Source organism: Ruegeria atlantica (genome assembly GCF_947495585.1).
Classification (GTDB): Bacteria; Pseudomonadota; Alphaproteobacteria; order Rhodobacterales; family Rhodobacteraceae; genus Ruegeria; species Ruegeria atlantica_G.
This window is the reverse complement of sequence record NZ_CANLZK010000009.1, coordinates 111,136-127,559: the sequence shown is the minus strand read 5'-3', so window position 1 is coordinate 127,559 and position 16,424 is coordinate 111,136. Positions and strand designations below refer to the sequence as shown.

20 protein-coding genes are annotated in these 16,424 nt (G+C 57.7%); 14 read left to right on the top strand and 6 right to left on the bottom strand.

From position 1 onward, the window contains the following. Positions 1-15: 15 nt before the first annotated feature. From ffh to trmD, 10 genes are all read left to right on the top strand, one after another. On the top strand, positions 16-1,521 hold the full coding sequence (gene ffh, locus QMP16_RS15810; RefSeq protein ID WP_282153155.1) for a signal recognition particle protein: 1,506 nt from the start codon (positions 16-18) through the stop codon (positions 1,519-1,521). After that, positions 1,518-2,075, top strand: a complete 558-nt coding sequence (locus tag QMP16_RS15805; protein WP_282153154.1) for a GNAT family N-acetyltransferase — start codon at positions 1,518-1,520, stop codon at positions 2,073-2,075. The genes ffh and QMP16_RS15805 overlap by 4 nt, the downstream gene beginning before the upstream one ends. After that, complete coding sequence (locus QMP16_RS15800; RefSeq protein WP_282153153.1) at positions 2,072-2,617, top strand: GNAT family N-acetyltransferase; 546 nt, start codon at positions 2,072-2,074, stop codon at positions 2,615-2,617. Before QMP16_RS15805 ends, QMP16_RS15800 begins: the two co-directional genes overlap by 4 nt. Continuing rightward, complete coding sequence (locus QMP16_RS15795; RefSeq protein ID WP_282153152.1) at positions 2,614-3,165, top strand: GNAT family N-acetyltransferase; 552 nt, start codon at positions 2,614-2,616, stop codon at positions 3,163-3,165. The genes QMP16_RS15800 and QMP16_RS15795 overlap by 4 nt, the downstream gene beginning before the upstream one ends. Further along, positions 3,162-3,458, top strand: coding sequence for a chorismate mutase (locus QMP16_RS15790; protein WP_058273325.1), 297 nt, complete (start codon positions 3,162-3,164; stop codon positions 3,456-3,458). Before QMP16_RS15795 ends, QMP16_RS15790 begins: the two co-directional genes overlap by 4 nt. Before the next feature lie 42 nt (positions 3,459-3,500). After that, positions 3,501-3,890 (top strand): 30S ribosomal protein S16, encoded by a 390-nt coding sequence (gene rpsP / locus QMP16_RS15785; RefSeq protein WP_058273326.1) that lies wholly within the window; start codon positions 3,501-3,503, stop codon positions 3,888-3,890. A 12-nt stretch (positions 3,891-3,902) separates the two neighbouring features. Beyond that, positions 3,903-4,538 carry a 5,6-dimethylbenzimidazole synthase gene (bluB, locus tag QMP16_RS15780; protein WP_282153151.1) on the top strand — a complete coding sequence of 212 codons (636 nt, stop codon included), beginning with the start codon at positions 3,903-3,905 and terminating at the stop codon, positions 4,536-4,538. A 148-nt stretch (positions 4,539-4,686) separates the two neighbouring features. Next, positions 4,687-5,190 (top strand): ribosome maturation factor RimM, encoded by a 504-nt coding sequence (gene rimM, locus QMP16_RS15775; RefSeq protein WP_108861322.1) that lies wholly within the window; start codon positions 4,687-4,689, stop codon positions 5,188-5,190. Then, a complete protein-coding gene (locus QMP16_RS15770) occupies positions 5,190-6,005 on the top strand; it encodes a hypothetical protein (protein ID WP_282153150.1) in 816 nt (271 codons plus the stop codon). Before rimM ends, QMP16_RS15770 begins: the two co-directional genes overlap by 1 nt. Then, positions 6,002-6,805: a tRNA (guanosine(37)-N1)-methyltransferase TrmD gene (gene trmD, locus QMP16_RS15765; protein ID WP_282153149.1), complete on the top strand. Its 804-nt coding sequence runs from the start codon at positions 6,002-6,004 to the stop codon at positions 6,803-6,805. The genes QMP16_RS15770 and trmD overlap by 4 nt, the downstream gene beginning before the upstream one ends. Here the strand turns inward: trmD and QMP16_RS15760 are convergent. After that, a complete protein-coding gene (locus tag QMP16_RS15760; RefSeq protein ID WP_282153148.1) occupies positions 6,802-7,602 on the bottom strand; it encodes a glycoside hydrolase family 25 protein in 801 nt (266 codons plus the stop codon). The two genes, trmD and QMP16_RS15760, sit on opposite strands and share 4 nt — an antisense overlap. Before the next feature lie 378 nt (positions 7,603-7,980). Here QMP16_RS15760 and rplS point away from each other — a divergent pair, with 378 nt between their 5' ends. Then, positions 7,981-8,364, top strand: coding sequence for a 50S ribosomal protein L19 (gene rplS, locus QMP16_RS15755; RefSeq protein ID WP_058273331.1), 384 nt, complete (start codon positions 7,981-7,983; stop codon positions 8,362-8,364). 11 nt (positions 8,365-8,375) lie between these two features. Continuing rightward, positions 8,376-8,597: a 50S ribosomal protein L31 gene (rpmE, locus tag QMP16_RS15750; protein WP_010437577.1), complete on the top strand. Its 222-nt coding sequence runs from the start codon at positions 8,376-8,378 to the stop codon at positions 8,595-8,597. Between the two features lie 79 nt (positions 8,598-8,676). On the opposite strand, the gene QMP16_RS15745 is transcribed toward rpmE, so the two are convergent. The 3 genes from QMP16_RS15745 to QMP16_RS15735 form a co-directional block, all read right to left on the bottom strand. Further along, positions 8,677-9,141 carry a GNAT family N-acetyltransferase gene (locus QMP16_RS15745; protein ID WP_282153147.1) on the bottom strand — a complete coding sequence of 155 codons (465 nt, stop codon included), beginning with the start codon at positions 9,139-9,141 and terminating at the stop codon, positions 8,677-8,679. Between the two features lie 59 nt (positions 9,142-9,200). Continuing rightward, positions 9,201-10,796, bottom strand: a complete 1,596-nt coding sequence (locus tag QMP16_RS15740; protein WP_282153146.1) for an MFS transporter — start codon at positions 10,794-10,796, stop codon at positions 9,201-9,203. Positions 10,797-10,876: 80 nt separating this feature from the next. Continuing rightward, complete coding sequence (locus QMP16_RS15735; protein ID WP_282153145.1) at positions 10,877-11,764, bottom strand: AEC family transporter; 888 nt, start codon at positions 11,762-11,764, stop codon at positions 10,877-10,879. Positions 11,765-11,981: 217 nt separating this feature from the next. Here QMP16_RS15735 and QMP16_RS15730 point away from each other — a divergent pair, with 217 nt between their 5' ends. Together QMP16_RS15730 and QMP16_RS15725 are read left to right on the top strand one after the other, a co-directional pair. Further along, positions 11,982-12,791, top strand: a complete 810-nt coding sequence (locus QMP16_RS15730; RefSeq protein WP_282153144.1) for a division plane positioning ATPase MipZ — start codon at positions 11,982-11,984, stop codon at positions 12,789-12,791. Between the two features lie 317 nt (positions 12,792-13,108). Beyond that, positions 13,109-14,575: a uracil-xanthine permease family protein gene (locus QMP16_RS15725; RefSeq protein ID WP_282153143.1), complete on the top strand. Its 1,467-nt coding sequence runs from the start codon at positions 13,109-13,111 to the stop codon at positions 14,573-14,575. Positions 14,576-14,652: 77 nt separating this feature from the next. On the opposite strand, the gene QMP16_RS15720 is transcribed toward QMP16_RS15725, so the two are convergent. Next, positions 14,653-15,897, bottom strand: coding sequence for an adenylate/guanylate cyclase domain-containing protein (locus QMP16_RS15720; protein WP_282153142.1), 1,245 nt, complete (start codon positions 15,895-15,897; stop codon positions 14,653-14,655). Between the two features lie 60 nt (positions 15,898-15,957). Further along, entirely contained in the window at positions 15,958-16,410 is a 453-nt protein-coding gene (locus QMP16_RS15715; RefSeq protein ID WP_282153141.1) for a MarR family winged helix-turn-helix transcriptional regulator, read from the bottom strand. Between the last annotated feature and the right edge of the window lie 14 nt (positions 16,411-16,424).

Genomic DNA, 16,424 nt, shown 5'->3' with positions numbered 1-16,424 from the left:
AAGGAGGCCGAAGGCATGTTTGAAAATCTATCCGAACGCCTCTCTGGCGTCTTTGACCGGCTGACCAAACAGGGTGCCCTGTCCGAAGAGGACGTCAAAACCGCCCTGCGCGAAGTGCGCGTGGCCTTACTTGAGGCTGACGTCTCGCTGCCGGTTGCACGTGAATTCGTCAAGAAAGTGCAGGATCAGGCCACCGGTCAGGCGGTGACCAAATCAATCACCCCCGGACAGCAGGTCGTCAAGATCGTGCACGACGCGATGGTGGACACCCTGCGCGGCGAGGAAGACCCCGGCGCTCTGAAAATCGATAACCCGCCTGCTCCGATCCTGATGGTCGGCCTGCAGGGCTCAGGTAAAACGACCACGACCGGTAAGCTGGCGAAGCGCCTGAAAGAGAAAGAGGGCAAGAAGGTCCTTATGGCCTCGCTCGACGTCTATCGCCCGGCAGCTATGGATCAGCTGGCGGTTCTGGGCACGCAGGTCGGAGTCGATACCCTGCCGATCGTTCCTGGCCAGAAACCCGTCGACATCGCCAAACGTGCCAAGCAACAGGCGACGCTGGGTGGCTATGACGTCTATATGCTGGATACTGCTGGCCGTTTGCACATCGACGAAGTGCTGATGAACGAGGTCGAGCAGGTTCGTAACGTTGTTGACCCGCGCGAGACCCTGCTGGTGGTCGATGGCCTGACAGGTCAGGTCGCCGTTGAGGTCGCCGAGGAGTTCGACGCCAAGGTAGGAATCTCGGGCGTCGTCCTGACCCGAATGGACGGTGACGGGCGCGGCGGTGCGGCGCTATCGATGCGCGCAGTCACCGGCAAACCCATCCGCTTTGTCGGCCTGGGCGAGAAGATGGACGCGCTCGAAACCTTCGAGCCGGACCGGATCGCCGGTCGCATTCTGGGCATGGGCGACATCGTAGCCCTGGTCGAAAAAGCCCAGGAAACGATGGAGATGGAACAGACCGAGCGCATGATGAAGCGCATGGTCAAAGGTCAGTTCAACATGAACGACCTGAAGATGCAGCTGGAGCAGATGATCCAGATGGGCGGCATGCAGGGCATGATGGGCATGATGCCCGGCATGGGCAAGATGGCCAAGCAAGTCGAAGAGGCGGGCATGGACGACAAGGTGCTCAAGCGCCAGATCGCCCTGATCCAGTCCATGACCAAACGCGAGCGTGCCAACCCGCAACTGCTGCAAGCCAGCCGCAAAAAACGGATCGCAGCCGGTTCTGGGATGGAGGTCAGTGACCTCAACAAGCTGCTCAAGATGCACCGGCAGATGTCGGACATGATGAAGAAGATGGGCAAAATGGGCAAAGGCAAGATGCTGAAACAGGCCATGAAAGGTATGTTCGGTAAAGGTGGCCCCAGCCCCGAAGACATGGCCGCAGGCATGGACCCCAAGGCGCTGGAACAGGCGGCCAAAGCGATGGGCGGCAAGATGCCCGGTATGCCTGGAATGGGTGGCGGCATGGCCCTGCCCCCGGGTCTGAGCGGTTTCGGAAAGAAAAAGTGACACAAGCACGCTGCACCCAGCCCCCGTCCGGAAAGGCGGCGATGGCAGCAGCGCAATATCGCGCGGCCCTGCCGGTCATTCAGACCCGGCGGCTGGTTCTGCGTGCACCCACTCTGGATGACTTGCCTGATTGGACCACAGTTTGCGGCGAGACCTTTGGCAGTTCCGAACAGGAGGCTTGGACCGAGTTTTCCTACTATACCTCCGGGTGGCTTCTGCATGGGCATGGCCTGTTCACGGTGACCCTGAAGAACGATGATCAGATCGCTGGTTTCGTTTTGCTGGGGCTGGAATGGGATGACCGCGAACCCGAGCTTGGCTATATGTTCAGCGCCGAACACCGCAAGCAAGGCTACGCGACTGAGGCCTGCACTGCCGTACGTGACTTCGGTTTCGACCTGCTCGGATCGGGCCAGTTCGTCAGTTATGTCTCGCGGTCGAACACGCGTTCGAATGCGTTGGCGCAACGCCTTGGCGCATCCCGGGACGCAGCGGCCGAGAGCGCCTTTGACGCAGATCAGCGTGTCTGGCGCTATGGCGAGGTGCAGGCATGACACCGTCGATCCCCAGGTTGGAAACCGAACGCCTGATCATGCGGGCCCCTAGCGAAGCGGACTTGGAAGCCGAGGCCGAGTTCTTTGCCAGCCATGCATCGAAATTCGTCGGCGGCCCCCTGCGCCCTGATGAAACATGGCGCGCCATTGCAATGCTGCTGGGTCATTGGGCCATGCGCGGCTACGGGTTCTGGGGCGTCGAGGAAAAGGACACAGGCTCCTATGTCGGCCACGTCGGCCTGTGGTGCCCGCACAGCTGGCCCGAACCTGAAATCGGCTGGACATTGATGAATAACGCAACTGGTAAAGGTTACGCGACCGAGGCCGCGCTGGCCGCGCGCGCGTATGCCTATGATGTACTGGGTTGGGAAACGGCAATTTCGCTGATCGACCCGGAGAATCTGGGCAGCAAGGCCGTGGCCGAACGTCTGGGTGCCCAGTTCGATTACACTTTCGAACATCCGGCTTTTGGTACGATGCAAGTCTGGCGGCACCCTGCCCCGACCGATCTGGTGAATGGCGGGATCGAGGCCTACGCATGACGTCGTACACCATCCCCACCGTTGAAACAAAAAACCTGATCCTGCGGGCACCACAAGAAGGTGACCTGCCCGCGATGACAACCTTCTTCGCGTCGGACCGCAGCCGCATGGTCGGTGGCCCAAAAACGCCACTGGAAGCATGGCGTTCCCTTTTGGGCCGGTTCGGGCATTGGGCCATTATGGGTTACGGTGGTTGGCACATCGTCGAAAAGGCCAGCGGCGCCTTTGCAGGCTGGACCGGCATCATCAACGCGCCGGGCTGGGATGAGCCCGAATTGGGCTGGGTCATTTTTGATGGTTTCGAAGGCAAAGGAATTGCATTCGAGGCCGCGATGGCTGCCCGCGCCTATGCCGCCCAACACCAGGGGGTGAATGGCCCGATTTCGTACATCGCCCATGAAAACAACCGCTCGCGCGCGTTGGCCGAACGTCTTGGCGCCACCTATGAACGCGAGGGCGAGGTTGTGGGTCATCGCTGTCAGGTTTGGCGGCACCCGAAGCTCGAATTCTCTGACACCGCTTTGACCACCGAAAGGACCGGCCAATGAACAACCCTGTGACTCGGGCTGCGACGTTGCTGAAAGAGCATCGCGAAAGCATCGACCGGCTGGACGCGATCCTCGTCTACACTCTGGGCGAGCGGTTCAAGCACACCCAGGCCGTTGGCAAGCTCAAGGCCGAACACGACCTTCCCCCGTCCGATCCCTCGCGCGAGTCCGCGCAGATCGCACGGTTAGAAGACCTGGCGGACAAGGCCCATCTGGACCCAGATTTCGCCAAGGCTTTCCTGAACTTCATCATTCAGGAAGTCATCCGACACCACAAGAAACACCAGAACTAAACCGGTGAATCACCGGATACGCCATTCAAAGGAGATACCACCATGGCAATGAAAATTCGTCTCGCCCGCGGCGGCTCAAAAAAGCGTCCTTTCTATCGCATCGTAGCGGCTGACAGCCGTATGCCCCGCGATGGCCGCTTCATCGAAAAGCTGGGCACATACAACCCGCTGCTGCCGAAAGACAGCGAAGAGCGCGTAAAAATGAACATGGAGCGCATTCAGTACTGGCTGGATCAGGGCGCACAACCCACCGACCGTATTGCACGCATGCTGGAAGCTGCCGGCACCCTTAACAAGGCCGAGCGCAACAACCCCAACAAGGGTACCCCGGGCAAGAAAGCTCAGGAACGCGCAGAAGAGAAAGCTGCAAAGGTTGCTGAAGCCGCCGAGGCAGCTGCTGCTCCGGCTGAAGAAGCAGCGGCAGAAGAGTAAGCAGGTCAGCGCGTGCAGGATCAGGATTTCACCGACGATTTTCGCACGCAGTTTGAACTGTTGATGCGGCTCCGGCGCGATGTGCGCCGGTTTCGCACCGATCCCGTGGACGAGGCGGTGCTGACGCGCTGCCTCGACACATTTCGTCTGGCCCCTTCCGTGGGGCTGAGCGAACCCTGGCGCGTCATTCGCGTCGAAAGCGTAGCGGCGCGTGCCGCAGCGCTGGAGAATTTCCAAAACGCCAATGAAAAGGCCCTTGCAGGGTATTCGGGCGACAAGGCATTGAAATACAGCCGCCTGAAGCTGTCCGGCATGCAGGAAGCGCCTGTTCAGCTGGCTGTATTCTCGGACGAGACGACCAGCAAAGGTCTGGGGCTGGGCGCGGGCACAATGCCCGAGATGCGCCGCTATTCTGTCGTCGCCGCGATCACCTTGTTCTGGCTCGCCTTGCGGGCCGAGGGATTGGGTCTGGGCTGGGTCTCAATCCTTGACCCAGAACAGATGAAACGCGATCTGGCTGTGCCTGACGATTGGTCTCTGGTCGGCTACTATTGTGTGGGCTGGCCGGAAGAAATGTCTGAAAGACCCGAACTTGAGCGTGCCGGCTGGGAACAGCGCAGCGCCCGGTTGCATATCGAAACGCGGTAAAGCCAGATGTTCGGACTGATACGGCTTCCCATCCTGTTGCTGATCGCTTTTATTGTGGGCGTGTTCTTTGAGCGCAATAACCAACGCGAGGCATGAGCCCCGCTTGGAGACTGGCAGGACGGATTATGTGTAACGACGGAAGAGCCAAATGACTGATCTGATCTGCGTGGGCAGCGTTGCGGGGTCTTACGGCGTGCGCGGCGAAGTGCGGCTAAAGAGTTTTTGCGCCATCCCTGAGGATATTGAGACCTATTCGCCCTTAACTGACGAGGACGGCAAGGAACGCTATCCGCTGGTGCTGACCCGCCCAATCAAAAACGGCTTTGCGGCGCGTTTGGGTGGGATCGAGACCAAGGAACAGGCAGACGCTATCAACGGCCTCCGCCTGTTCGCGCGGCGTGATCAGCTGCCATCATTGCCTGATGATGAATTCTATCACACCGACCTGATCGAGCTTGAGGTCTATGACACCGGCGGAACGCTGCTGGGTCGTGTGAAGTCGGTGCAAAACCACGGCGCTGCAGATCTGCTGGAACTTCACGGACCGGGGCTGAAAGGCACTGTTTTGCTGCCATTCACGCTTGAGGTTGTTCCGACCGTGGATCTGGACAAAGGTCGCATCATCGCAGACCCGCCCGAGGGCCTGATCTGATGCGACGCGTTCTGCTGCATCTGGGGCTACACAAGACCGGAACCACCGCAGCACAGTCGTTTTTGTATGAAAACCGCGAGTTGATCTGGCCACATTTCGCGCTGTTGCTGCCTTACAAGACGCGCAAATTTGGGCTGTCAGGTGCCGCGACCCGACATTCCATCTATGGAACCGTAGGAACGCTGTCCGAATTCAGCTCGCAGACCCGAGAGTATCTGGCCACGCGAAACTTCGGCACGAAACGCGGCCTGATCGTCAGTGAAGAGAATTTCAGCGGCCTGCGACCCAGCCGCAATATCGAACAGGGATATGCTGCCGCACCGGATCTGGCCGCTTGTCTGGTGGACGCCGTCCGCGATCGGTTCGAGGATCAGGAGGTCGATATAACGATCTACCTGTCCCTGCGCCAGCGCGGAGCGTGGTTGCGCAGCCTTTGGGCGCACGATCTTCAGAGAACCCGCGAGGTCCAGGAATTCGAAACCTTCCGCGCGAACATGGATCACTTGCCCCCGCTCGAGGAAACGGTCTCGGACATTCGCAAGAAACTGCCGTCGGTCACCGTGACCGAAGAGTGGCTGGAAGAGACGCATTTGCGACGCTTTGGCCCCGGTACGCCATTTGCCGAATTCCTGAACTTGCCTAGGGAAAAAGCGCAGCTTTTAGTGCCGCCCACAAAGTCCAACAGCAGGCTGCCGGAAAGCGTGCTAGCCGAATTGCTGACGCTGAACCGATCCCATCTGGACGAAGCGGAACTGACCCGGCAAAAAGCGTTGGTAGTAGAGCGGGCAAAGAACGCGATGGTCGGCACAATATGACAGACAAGCCAAGCAAATCTCATGGACGCAAGGCAATCCGACCCACGCTGAAGCCGCGTGAATTGATGACTCCGACCCCTGATCTGCACGGTGTCTGGAAGGCGAAAATCATCACCCTGTTCCCTTCCGCCTTTCCCGGCGTTCTCGGCGAAAGCCTGACGGGCAAAGCCCTGCAAGAAGGGCTGTGGCAGTTAGAGACCGTGGATCTGCGCCAGTTCGGCGTTGGCAAACATCGCAATGTCGACGACACGCCGGCTGGCGGCGGCGCGGGTATGGTGTTGCGTGCAGACGTTCTGGGCGAGGCAATCGAACACACAATGGCTGTCGTGCAAGGAAACTGGCCATTGATCTACCTCAGCCCGCGCGGTCGCCGCATGGATCAACCTATGATGCAAAATCTCGCCCGCTGCGACGGCATGACCTTGCTCTGCGGTCGGTTCGAAGGCGTCGATGAACGCGTGTTGGAGCATTACGGCGTTCAGGAAGTCAGCCTTGGTGATTTCGTGATGACCGGAGGCGAAATTGCGGCACAGGCGCTGATTGACTCAACTGTGCGGTTGATTCCCGGCGTATTGGGCAACCAGGCCTCAACCGAAGACGAAAGCTTTTCCTCGGGTCTTTTAGAGCACCCGCAATACACCCGACCCGCAGATTGGAAAGGCCGCCCGATCCCCGACATTCTGATGTCTGGTCATCACGGGCGCATTGCCGAATGGCGTCACCAGATGTCTGAAGAGATCACCCGCAAGCGACGCCCTGATCTGTGGGACAGCTATCAGAAAACACGCAAAGACGATTAACCGCCAGCCTTCCATCTGGCCCATATCTCAGGCGGGCCGTTGAATGTGTTGATGTCCACTTTCCCTTGAACGCCAGGGACCAAACCCGTGCCCGTATACTGCCAAAACCGCCACGCGGCCTTGGGGTAAACGTTGCGCGGGTGCCCGGCGACCGACCGCAGCCAGAATTCCGTCTTGGGCAGGCGGGCGATATCGGTGTCACCGTAGAAATCCACAGTCGTATAGACGATCGGGCGGCGGCCATAGTGGCGTTCCAGGATATCAAGGAACCGCTTCGCCTCGGACCGGACGGTGGCGCCATCGGGTCTGATGGTGCAGGTCTTGGAATGTGGCGTCCATTCCATATCCAGCACATGCGGCAGGTCGGCACCTCGGGGCACGTTCTCGATGAACCATTTTGCCTGCTCATGCGCCGGTCGGCAAAAATAGTAATAGTGATAAGCCCCCCATGGAACACCGGCGGCTTGCGCGCCGCGCCGGTGATCATCAAACAAAGGGTCGGCTACGTCCCCCCCCTCGGTCGCCTTGATGAATACGAAACTGACACCGGAGGACTTGGCCCTGCGCCAGTCAATCGGACCCTGCCATCGCGAAACATCGAGCCCGTGAACCGGATAGTGCCCCGGATGCCGGCCTTCCCACTCGTGCGGCTTGGCATCCCCAAAGCTTGGAAAAATGACCGAGGGCGACGTGGTGCTCAGAAATGCCTTTGGTTCGACCTGTTGGGGCGGCGGGCTGCTGCGACCGCAGGACAGGGTCGCGAAGGCCATAACAGCCAGCATCAATGCTGTACGCATGGTATGTTCCTGTTCCAAATTTCTGCTCTTATAATTCCCTCTAGAATGCCTGATCTGCCTGACAAGGCAACGGTGTTGTTGGCCGGTGGCGAAATCTTACCATCTGGCCCTGACCATTCTTGCGATTCAGACTTGATCCCTGCCCACAAAGCCCGTAAAGCAGCGCAATCCGGTGCCGCGACATGCGACTCCGGTGTTTTGGTTTGCATCATGGCGTGACGCCCGGCTTTCTTCGGCCACGGCGCGGCAGGGCGGACCGGACCAAAGGAATATTCGATCTGACCTCTGGCGGGCTGTACGCAGGACCCGGTGAAGACCAAGAGCTCTCAGGCCGTGCTCAACTTCGTGGACCAACCACGAGCAGATAGGAGAAATGCGATGGACCTGATCGCACAGCTTGAGGCGGAACAGATTGCCGCCCTGGGGAAAGACATCCCCGATTTCAAAGCCGGTGACACCATCCGTGTCGGCTTTAAAGTGACCGAAGGGTCGCGCACCCGTGTACAGAACTACGAAGGCGTCTGCATCGCCCGAAAAGGCGGCAACACCATCGCCGGTGCGTTCACCGTTCGCAAAATTTCGTTTGGCGAAGGTGTGGAGCGTGTGTTCCCGCTGTATTCGACCAACATCGACAGCATCACCGTTGTCCGCCGTGGCCGCGTTCGTCGCGCCAAATTGTACTATCTGCGCTCGCGCCGTGGTAAATCCGCGCGTATCGCAGAAGTCACCAACTACAAGCCCAAGGCTGGCGCCGAAGCGTAAGGAACGGAAAGATGAAAAAAGACATCCATCCCGATTATCACGTCATCGACGTCAAAATGACCGATGGCACCGTAGTTCAGATGAAATCCACCTGGGGCGCCGAAGGCGATCAGCTGGCTCTGGAAATCGACCCCTCTGTGCACCCTGCATGGACCGGTGGTTCGTCGCGCCTGTTGGACGCTGGCGGCCGTGTGTCGAAGTTCAAGAAGAAATACGAAGGTCTGGGCTTCTAATCCTGTCCCGTTTGAGATGCGAAAGGCCGCCCACCGGGGCGGCCTTTTTTGTGCGTAGAACGTTGCCAAAAACAAGTGGCTAAGCCAGCCGCATGATCAATTCGACCTCACCATCGACAAGCCGGCCAGTCGGCGCAAACCCGAACGATTGATAAAGCGGCAGCGCACTGCCGGGTTCGTCGACGACGCTGATCACCAGGTTAGAGCGGCCCTTTTTCAAAGCCACGGATTTCGCAAAATCCAATGCGGCCATTCCATAGCCCCGGCCCTGACGATATTTATCGACCATCAGCCGCCAGATATAGACGCCATCCGGGTCATCCTCGTCATCCAATTCTGCATCGGGATGTGCCATGTCGATAATGGCAAGCAATCCCACCGCATCGCCGCCATCCCAAATGCCATAGATTTCTGACCCCGGTTCGAAAATCGACTGCGCCATCGTCATTAGATTTGTCGCGACAAACCCTGCCTGATTTTCGCGCACAGACAATGCCGCCAAAGGGCGCAGGGTTTTTTGAGAGAGTAGCGCAAACTCAACCATGGAGACCTACTATCACAGCCGGATTTCCAGTAGAAGAATTGTCAACAGTTGAAGCGAACTCAACTCTTCGCACGCGTCAGCTCGGCTGCGCTGTGTACGGGCGGAACCGGGCCCCTAAGCAACATCAGCGCCAAAGCCATCCCGACTAGAGCCGCCACCGCCGCAACAAGCATCGCGCTGTCGAAGGCGTTGTCCTGCAAGTCCCTAAGGGCCTTGGCCAAAGCGCTGCTAGTTTCAGGATCCATTTTAGCGATTAGTTGTTGGATTTGACTCGGCGTCCCATGGGTTAGGGCATGGGCCAGATCATCTCGCTGGGCGGACCCGGCGGGCAAAGCATTCATGACTTCGGAAATACCTCTGCGGGTCGTTATCGCTTCGGCCAAGCCTCCGACTACGGCGCCCAGTGTCGCGCCAAAATACAGGCAGGCGTTAATCACCCCGGACCCCTGCCCCACATGCTCTTCTGGCAACACTCGCAGACCGAGCCGGGGTAAAAGTGAAAAACAGATACCTAATCCAATGCCGACGATCAACAGCTTCCACCAGATCTCGGGATATAGGGTGGAGTTCGAAGTTTTCATCAACAGCAAGAACCCACAAGCCATCGCCCCCAAGCCGATCGCGATAGGCCATTGAAAGCTGTAGGGCGCCAGAAACCGGGGTGCGGTGACCGAGATCACGAACATGCTGAGGCTAAGCGGCATAATCGCCAAACCTGCGCCGATGGGCGAATATCCGAAGGCATCCGGGGATTGAACGAACGTGTTGAAGTACACAAAGAAACAGAACAGCGTGAAGCCGGTGAAGAACATGCCAACGGCGGCCATGAAATAGCGGGGATGCTTGAAGTATCGCAGCTCGATCAATGGATCGTCGCTGCGGCGGGACACGATCACAAGGATGATTGTCGCCACTGCTGCGACTCCCAGCGGCATCAATGTCATCGGCGTTGCCCACCCGCTGCTTTCCCCATTGCTGAGCGCAAAGGACAGCGGGCCAAGGAACAACAGCAACGCAAAAGCGCCCGGATAATCAAACTTGGCGCCGGCTTGACGCGTGTCCGGCACGTACCCGCGTCGGCTGACATGCAGTCCAATAAGGAAGGCGAACACCAGCAACACCAGATCGGTCGCAAACACCGCGCGCCAGCTGATATAGTGGGCAAAGGCCCCCCCGACGATCGGCCCGACGCCAATGGCAAGACCGACAATTGCGCCCCATGCGCCGGTAACACCTGCGCGCTGCTCTTCGGGTGTGGCGGCGGTCAGCAGTGACAGAGACGTGCCAAACAGGGCCGCAGCCCCCGCGCCCTGCGCGCCGCGCCCAAACAGCAGCATGACTCCGTCTTGCGCAACCAGGACCGAGGCGGACCCAATGCCAAAGACAATCATACCAGCGAAGAACACGCCCATCTTGCCGGTGATATCGCCCAACCGGCTGACGATTGTGACCAGCGTGGCGCTGGCCACGGTGTAGGTTGCCATCACCCATTGCAGACCAGACGGCGTCAAATCGAACTCGGCCTTGAGGTTCGGCAGAATGGTCGCGACGGCCGTTGTGTTAAACCCAACAACCATCATGCAAATGGCCGTCATCGCCAGCACAACGCGGGCACCCCCCTCGTGCGTTGGGTCAGAAGGCGTCTTGTCGGTCATAAATCCACCCAAAACTCATTGTTCTTAAATGCAATTAATCAGCAGTTTAGCGATTTTTGTCGCTAGGCATAGGGTCGGCTTTAGATCCAGTAGGACAGAGCCACCGGCAGGACGATGATCGTGGTCAGCGTCGACACAAGAATGAAACCAGCAACATCCGGCCCGTATTCCGGCACGTGCTGGTCAATGAACAGGTAAGTCGCAACCGAGGACGGCATCAGGCAACACAGGATCACCGCGCCACGCTCAGCCCCGGTGAAACCAAAAACCCATACCAAAGCGCTGGCGATTGCAATCGCCATGACCAGATGCAGAACGGTCAACAGCACCGCCCGGCACAGGCTTTTGATCCGCAACGTCGCCAGCGTATGGCCCAATGTCAGCAGCATCAGTGGGATCGACAGCCCCCCAAGAATGTCGAAGGATTTTTCCAGCGGTTGAGGCAAGCTTGATCCGCTCGCCATAAGAACCAGAGACAGGATCACTGCATAAATGATCGGGGACGTGACGAGCTTTCTGGGCGAAAACTCACCCGCCGGAATCCACATGCCGATGGTGAAAATGCTAATCAACACAACCACGACAAATCCCATCGTATAGGCCATTCCCGCATCACCCAACGCAAGCAAGGCGATAGGCAGCCCGATATTTCCCACGTTCCCATGCATCAGCGGCGTCAAAAAGGCCCGAACCGGCAGGCGCATGGCCTTCAGTGCCAGAAACCCCAACACTCCGAACCCAGAAATGGCCAGCGCTGCGGCCGTCATGACGTCCAGAAAGGTGCCAACCGCAATTTGGGTCGTGGACAGATGCGAGATGATCAGCGCCGGGTATCCAACGCGCGAGACGATTCCACCGATGACTTTGTTGTCGAACGGTGCCTTGATCACGGCAAGGGCATAGCCGACCCCGGCGCAGATCAGCACCGGCAGAACCACGTTCAGAACATTCAAAAACAGATGGTCCAACCGGTTCCCCTGTTGCAAAACCCTGATTTGAACTGTGAAACAGCCGGTCCGTTTTGACAAGCACGCGTCCTAACCGACACAGCCGGTTGAGTTTTCCAAATTAGAGCCTGTTATTGCCCTGCTAGGGGGCTTGGGGTTCTTCCCTTCCCGGCTTCCACAACATATAGTGGTCGGCAACAACGTGTGGGTAAGCACGGCGGGACGTGGGAATACAAGCATGGCACATATTATCGTAGTGGGGAACGAGAAGGGCGGCGCAGGCAAATCGACCGTGTCGATGCATGTCGCTACAGCGCTGGCGCGCTTGGGTCACAAAGTCAGCACACTGGACCTTGATCTTCGGCAGCGCAGTCTTGGCCGGTACTTCGAAAACCGCGGCAACTTTCTGAATAACTCGGACCTGACCCTCCCCAGCCCCCGACATCATGACTTGCCCGAGATTGATGCATCCAAGCTGAAGCCCGGCGAGAATATCTATGACCACCGCTTGTCCGCCGCAGTGTCCAAGCTGGAAAGCGATAGTGATTTCATCCTGATCGATTGCCCCGGATCGCACACACGCCTTAGCCAGGTCGCACATTCGCTGGCCGACACCCTGATCACGCCACTGAATGACAGCTTTATCGACTTTGACCTGCTTGCACGGATCGACTCGAAAGGTGAGAAGATCCTGGGCCCTTCTGTCTATTCGGAAATGGTCTGGAATGCGCGCCAATTGCGCGCTCAGGCGGGACTAAAGCCCATCGACTGGGTGGTAGTCCGCAACCGCGTCGGCACTCAGCGCATGGTCAACAAGGAAAAGATGCAGCGCGCGATTGAGATGCTGTCCCAGCGCATCGGCTTCCGCGTCGCCTCGGGCTTTTCCGAACGGGTTATCTTCCGCGAGCTGTTCCCGCGCGGCCTGACCTTGCTGGACCTCAAGGATATCGGGGTCAAACAGTTGAACATTTCGAACATCGCTGCACGGCAAGAGCTGCGCGACATGATGAAAGAGCTGAACCTGCCGGGTGTTGAGATCGACTTTTAACGCCCCCGTCTGGACGTTCCAGCGCTACCATACCTCGCTAAAATCGTAGATCGGGTGTGTGCCCCTGCCCTTTTGGGTAGCTAGTTTTGACAATACCGGCAGCCTGAAGCTTCAGCGACGCATTAAGGCTGACTCTGACCCGCCATTTGTTTCTTTATCAAAAATACAACTACCCAAAGCACCTTTTTGGTATTTTTGATAATCACCACTTTCCACCTGATCTAATAATAGACAACTTTGAATGGATCAGGATGTGAATTCCACACCGGGTTATCAAGGGACAGGACGCCAAATCGCGCGTTGACGGGAGGACAGCCATGACCGATTCATCCATTGGAACGCCGGAGCAACTTCGGGATCCAAACTATTTTCCAGCCATTTACCGGGCCGTACCGCTGGGGATACAGCACGTTCTTGCAATGTTCGTGTCGAACGTTACCCCGGCGATTATCGTTGCCGGCGCGGCAGGTTTTGGCTTTGGCTCAAACAGCCCGGACTTTCCCGAGTTGTTATATCTGATCCAGATGTCGATGCTTTTTGCTGGCGTTGCCACGCTGTTGCAAACGGTAACACTTGGCCCAGTTGGCGCGGCGCTTCCGATAGTACAGGGCACATCCTTTGCCTTTATTCCGATCATGATCCCACTGGTTGCCGGAAAAGGCGTGGACGGTCTTGCTGCCCTGTTTGGGGGCGTGATTATCGGTGGATTGTTTCACGCCCTGTTGGGCACGGTAATCGGCAGGATACGCTTTGCACTACCGCCCTTGGTCACCGGATTGGTTGTGACGATGATCGGTCTTGCGCTGGTGAAGGTCGGTATCGAATACGCTGCGGGAGGTGTTCCAGCCAAGGCTTCAGGTGCTGAAAGCTATGGCTCGTTGTCCAGCTGGACACCCGCGCTGATCGTTGTGTTTGTCACGCTGGGGCTGAAGTTCTTTGCGCGTGGCATGCTTTCCGTATCGGCTGTCCTGGCCGGTATTTTGGTGGGCTATGTTTATTGCCTGCTGGTTGGGAAGCTGCCTGTCGAAGTGATCTCAGGCTCGTGGGAACGCTCTGCGGCTTTCGCACTGCCGCAGCCTTTCAAATACGGCTTCGAGTTCTCGTTCGCCGCAGTAATCGGTTTCTGCCTCATGGCCTTTGTGTCCGCTGTCGAAACGGTCGGCGATGTCTCGGGGATCACCAAAGGTGGCGCAGGTCGTGAGGCCACCGACAAAGAGATACAGGGCGCCACATATGCCGACGGTTTCGGCTCTGCCATTGCTGGTGTCTTTGGCGGCTTCCCGAACACCTCGTTCAGCCAGAATGTCGGTCTGATCGCTATGACCGGTGTCATGAGCCGCCACGTGGTCACCATTGGTGCCATTTTCCTGATTGTGTGCGGTCTGGTGCCCAAGGTCGGCGGATTGATCCGAACGGTTCCGATCGAAGTGCTGGGCGGCGGCGTCATAGTCATGTTCGGCATGGTTGTCGCCGCAGGCGTATCCATGTTGTCGGATGTTGTGTGGAACCGTCGCAACATGGTGATCTTTGCGGTTTCGCTTTCGATTGGCCTGGGGCTTCAACTCGAAGTCATGAACGTGGCGCCCGGTTCGGCAAATGCGCTGCAGCACCTGCCCGACACCCTGCGGGTTCTGGGCGCGTCAGGCATCCTTCCAGCAGCGTTCATCGCTATTGTGCTTAACCTGATCCTGCCAGAGACACTCGCTGATGAGGCGACAGAAGAAGTCTCTGGCGGTATGGCCGGCCACGGGCGCGGCGCGTTGGTTAAGGACGATCACGTCTGAGCCAGAAACCATTGCTTGGGCCTGTTCACAAATGGATAGGCCCAAGCCGCAATTAATTTCGGCCACGAAACGCAAACTCAATCCCGTGCGTCATTTGCCTTGTAAACCGTAAACAGTTCTTTCGGTTCCGGCACTCCACGCAGCATATAGCGACCGACAGAGACCAGCTCTGACGCGGCAGGTCGTGCAGCCTTTGCCACATCGTCCGAGATCAGGATCCGTTGCCCTAGCGACCGGTGCATTCCGGCAATCCGCGCGGTCTGGTTGACGGTCGGGCCGATGACGGTGAAGTCCAGGCGGTTCTCAGAGCCAATATTGCCGTACAGAATCTCACCTGCATGCAGCGCCAGCGTATAGTTCGACACAGGCAGGCCATCGGCGGAACGTTGCGCGTTCAGTTTCGCCATCGATGTCTCCAATTCGCCGACGGCCGCCAGTGCCGCACGCGCGTCCGCATCGATCTCGCCCACATCGAACATGGCCATTAGCCCGTCGCCCATGAACTTGAGGATGCTTCCATCGCATTTGTGGACCACGTCTATCGCAGCGGCCAGATACTCGTTTAGCATCTCAATAAGCGCATCACCCGGCAGCTCTTCGGACAGGCTGGTGAACCCCTCAAGGTCAAAATTCCAGATCACTGCATCGATCTGCTGAAGCGACCCGCGCCTGATCTCGCCGGACAAAACGCGCCGACCGGCATCACGACCCAAATAGACGCGCATTAGGTCCTTTGATATCCGCTGGTTGTTTGCCGACTTCAAAGCCAACCCGAGATGCGGCAGGGCTGTATTGATCAACGCCAGATCGCTGTCCTTGAAGCCCTCGGGCGCGTTTGACGTCCAGGACAACAATACACCGTTCACCGCCTTTTTGGCGTCCTTCGGCTGATTGTGAGTCGGAATGTCAAAGGACACACCGGTCGCGTAATATTCAGTGGCACCATGTTCGCGCAGCTCATTCAGCAAGGGAAATCGGCTGGGTTCGTTCTGATCCACCAACCGTTCGTGCACAACGCTTTCGCCTTCGTTCAGAACAGCAAACAGAGGGCTAGCACGCCATTGATCGCTGGGCTGTTCAGAGTATTCGAACTTTTGATATTCCCCGCCCTGGCCGTGATACCAGCTATAGCCGGTTCCGCCATAAATCGGGTGCAGGGTCGACTGGGCCGCGTGAAATCGCATCAGCGGAACGCCCAGTTCCACCAGGCGATTGCAGTACTCTTCCAGCAGTTCTTCTTTTTCGACACCCTCAAGCCCGCGCGCCACCAGCCAGTTGATCAGATCGCTTGATTTTGCCGTATCGGCATCCAAGGTCGTCATGTTTTGTCCCATTTTTGTTCTGGGCTTCATCTGGGAATTGAGGCAGTAAATTACCAGTGGTCAATTCATATGCGCCAGACGCCGAAGCATTTTTCGCAACAGTTCTGCTTCGTCCCGGGAAAACAGGCCGGCAAGCTTTGTATCATAGGCTTCGGCCACCAGGCGCAAATCCCTGTAAACCGTCTGACCTGCGGATGTCAGCGTCAATTGTTCAACCCGGCGGTCGGATGTGTCGCGATTACGGGCTAAGTATCGGCGCTGTTCCAATTTCGAAACTGCACGGCTGACCTTGGTTTTGTGAATTTTGGCGCGCTCACCTATTTCTTTCGCAGTCATCTCGCCGTAATTTCCCAGATGAAACAAGACGCGCCATTCGGTGCGAAGCATTCCGTAACGGTCCTTATAGACCTGCTGAAACTCCAGCGAACTTTCTTCGGCTGCACGGTTCAGCAGATACGGCAGGAATTCCTGCAGATCAAAGTCATCTTTTTTGGCAGATTTGTCCTGAGTCATGCTTGTTAGTTACA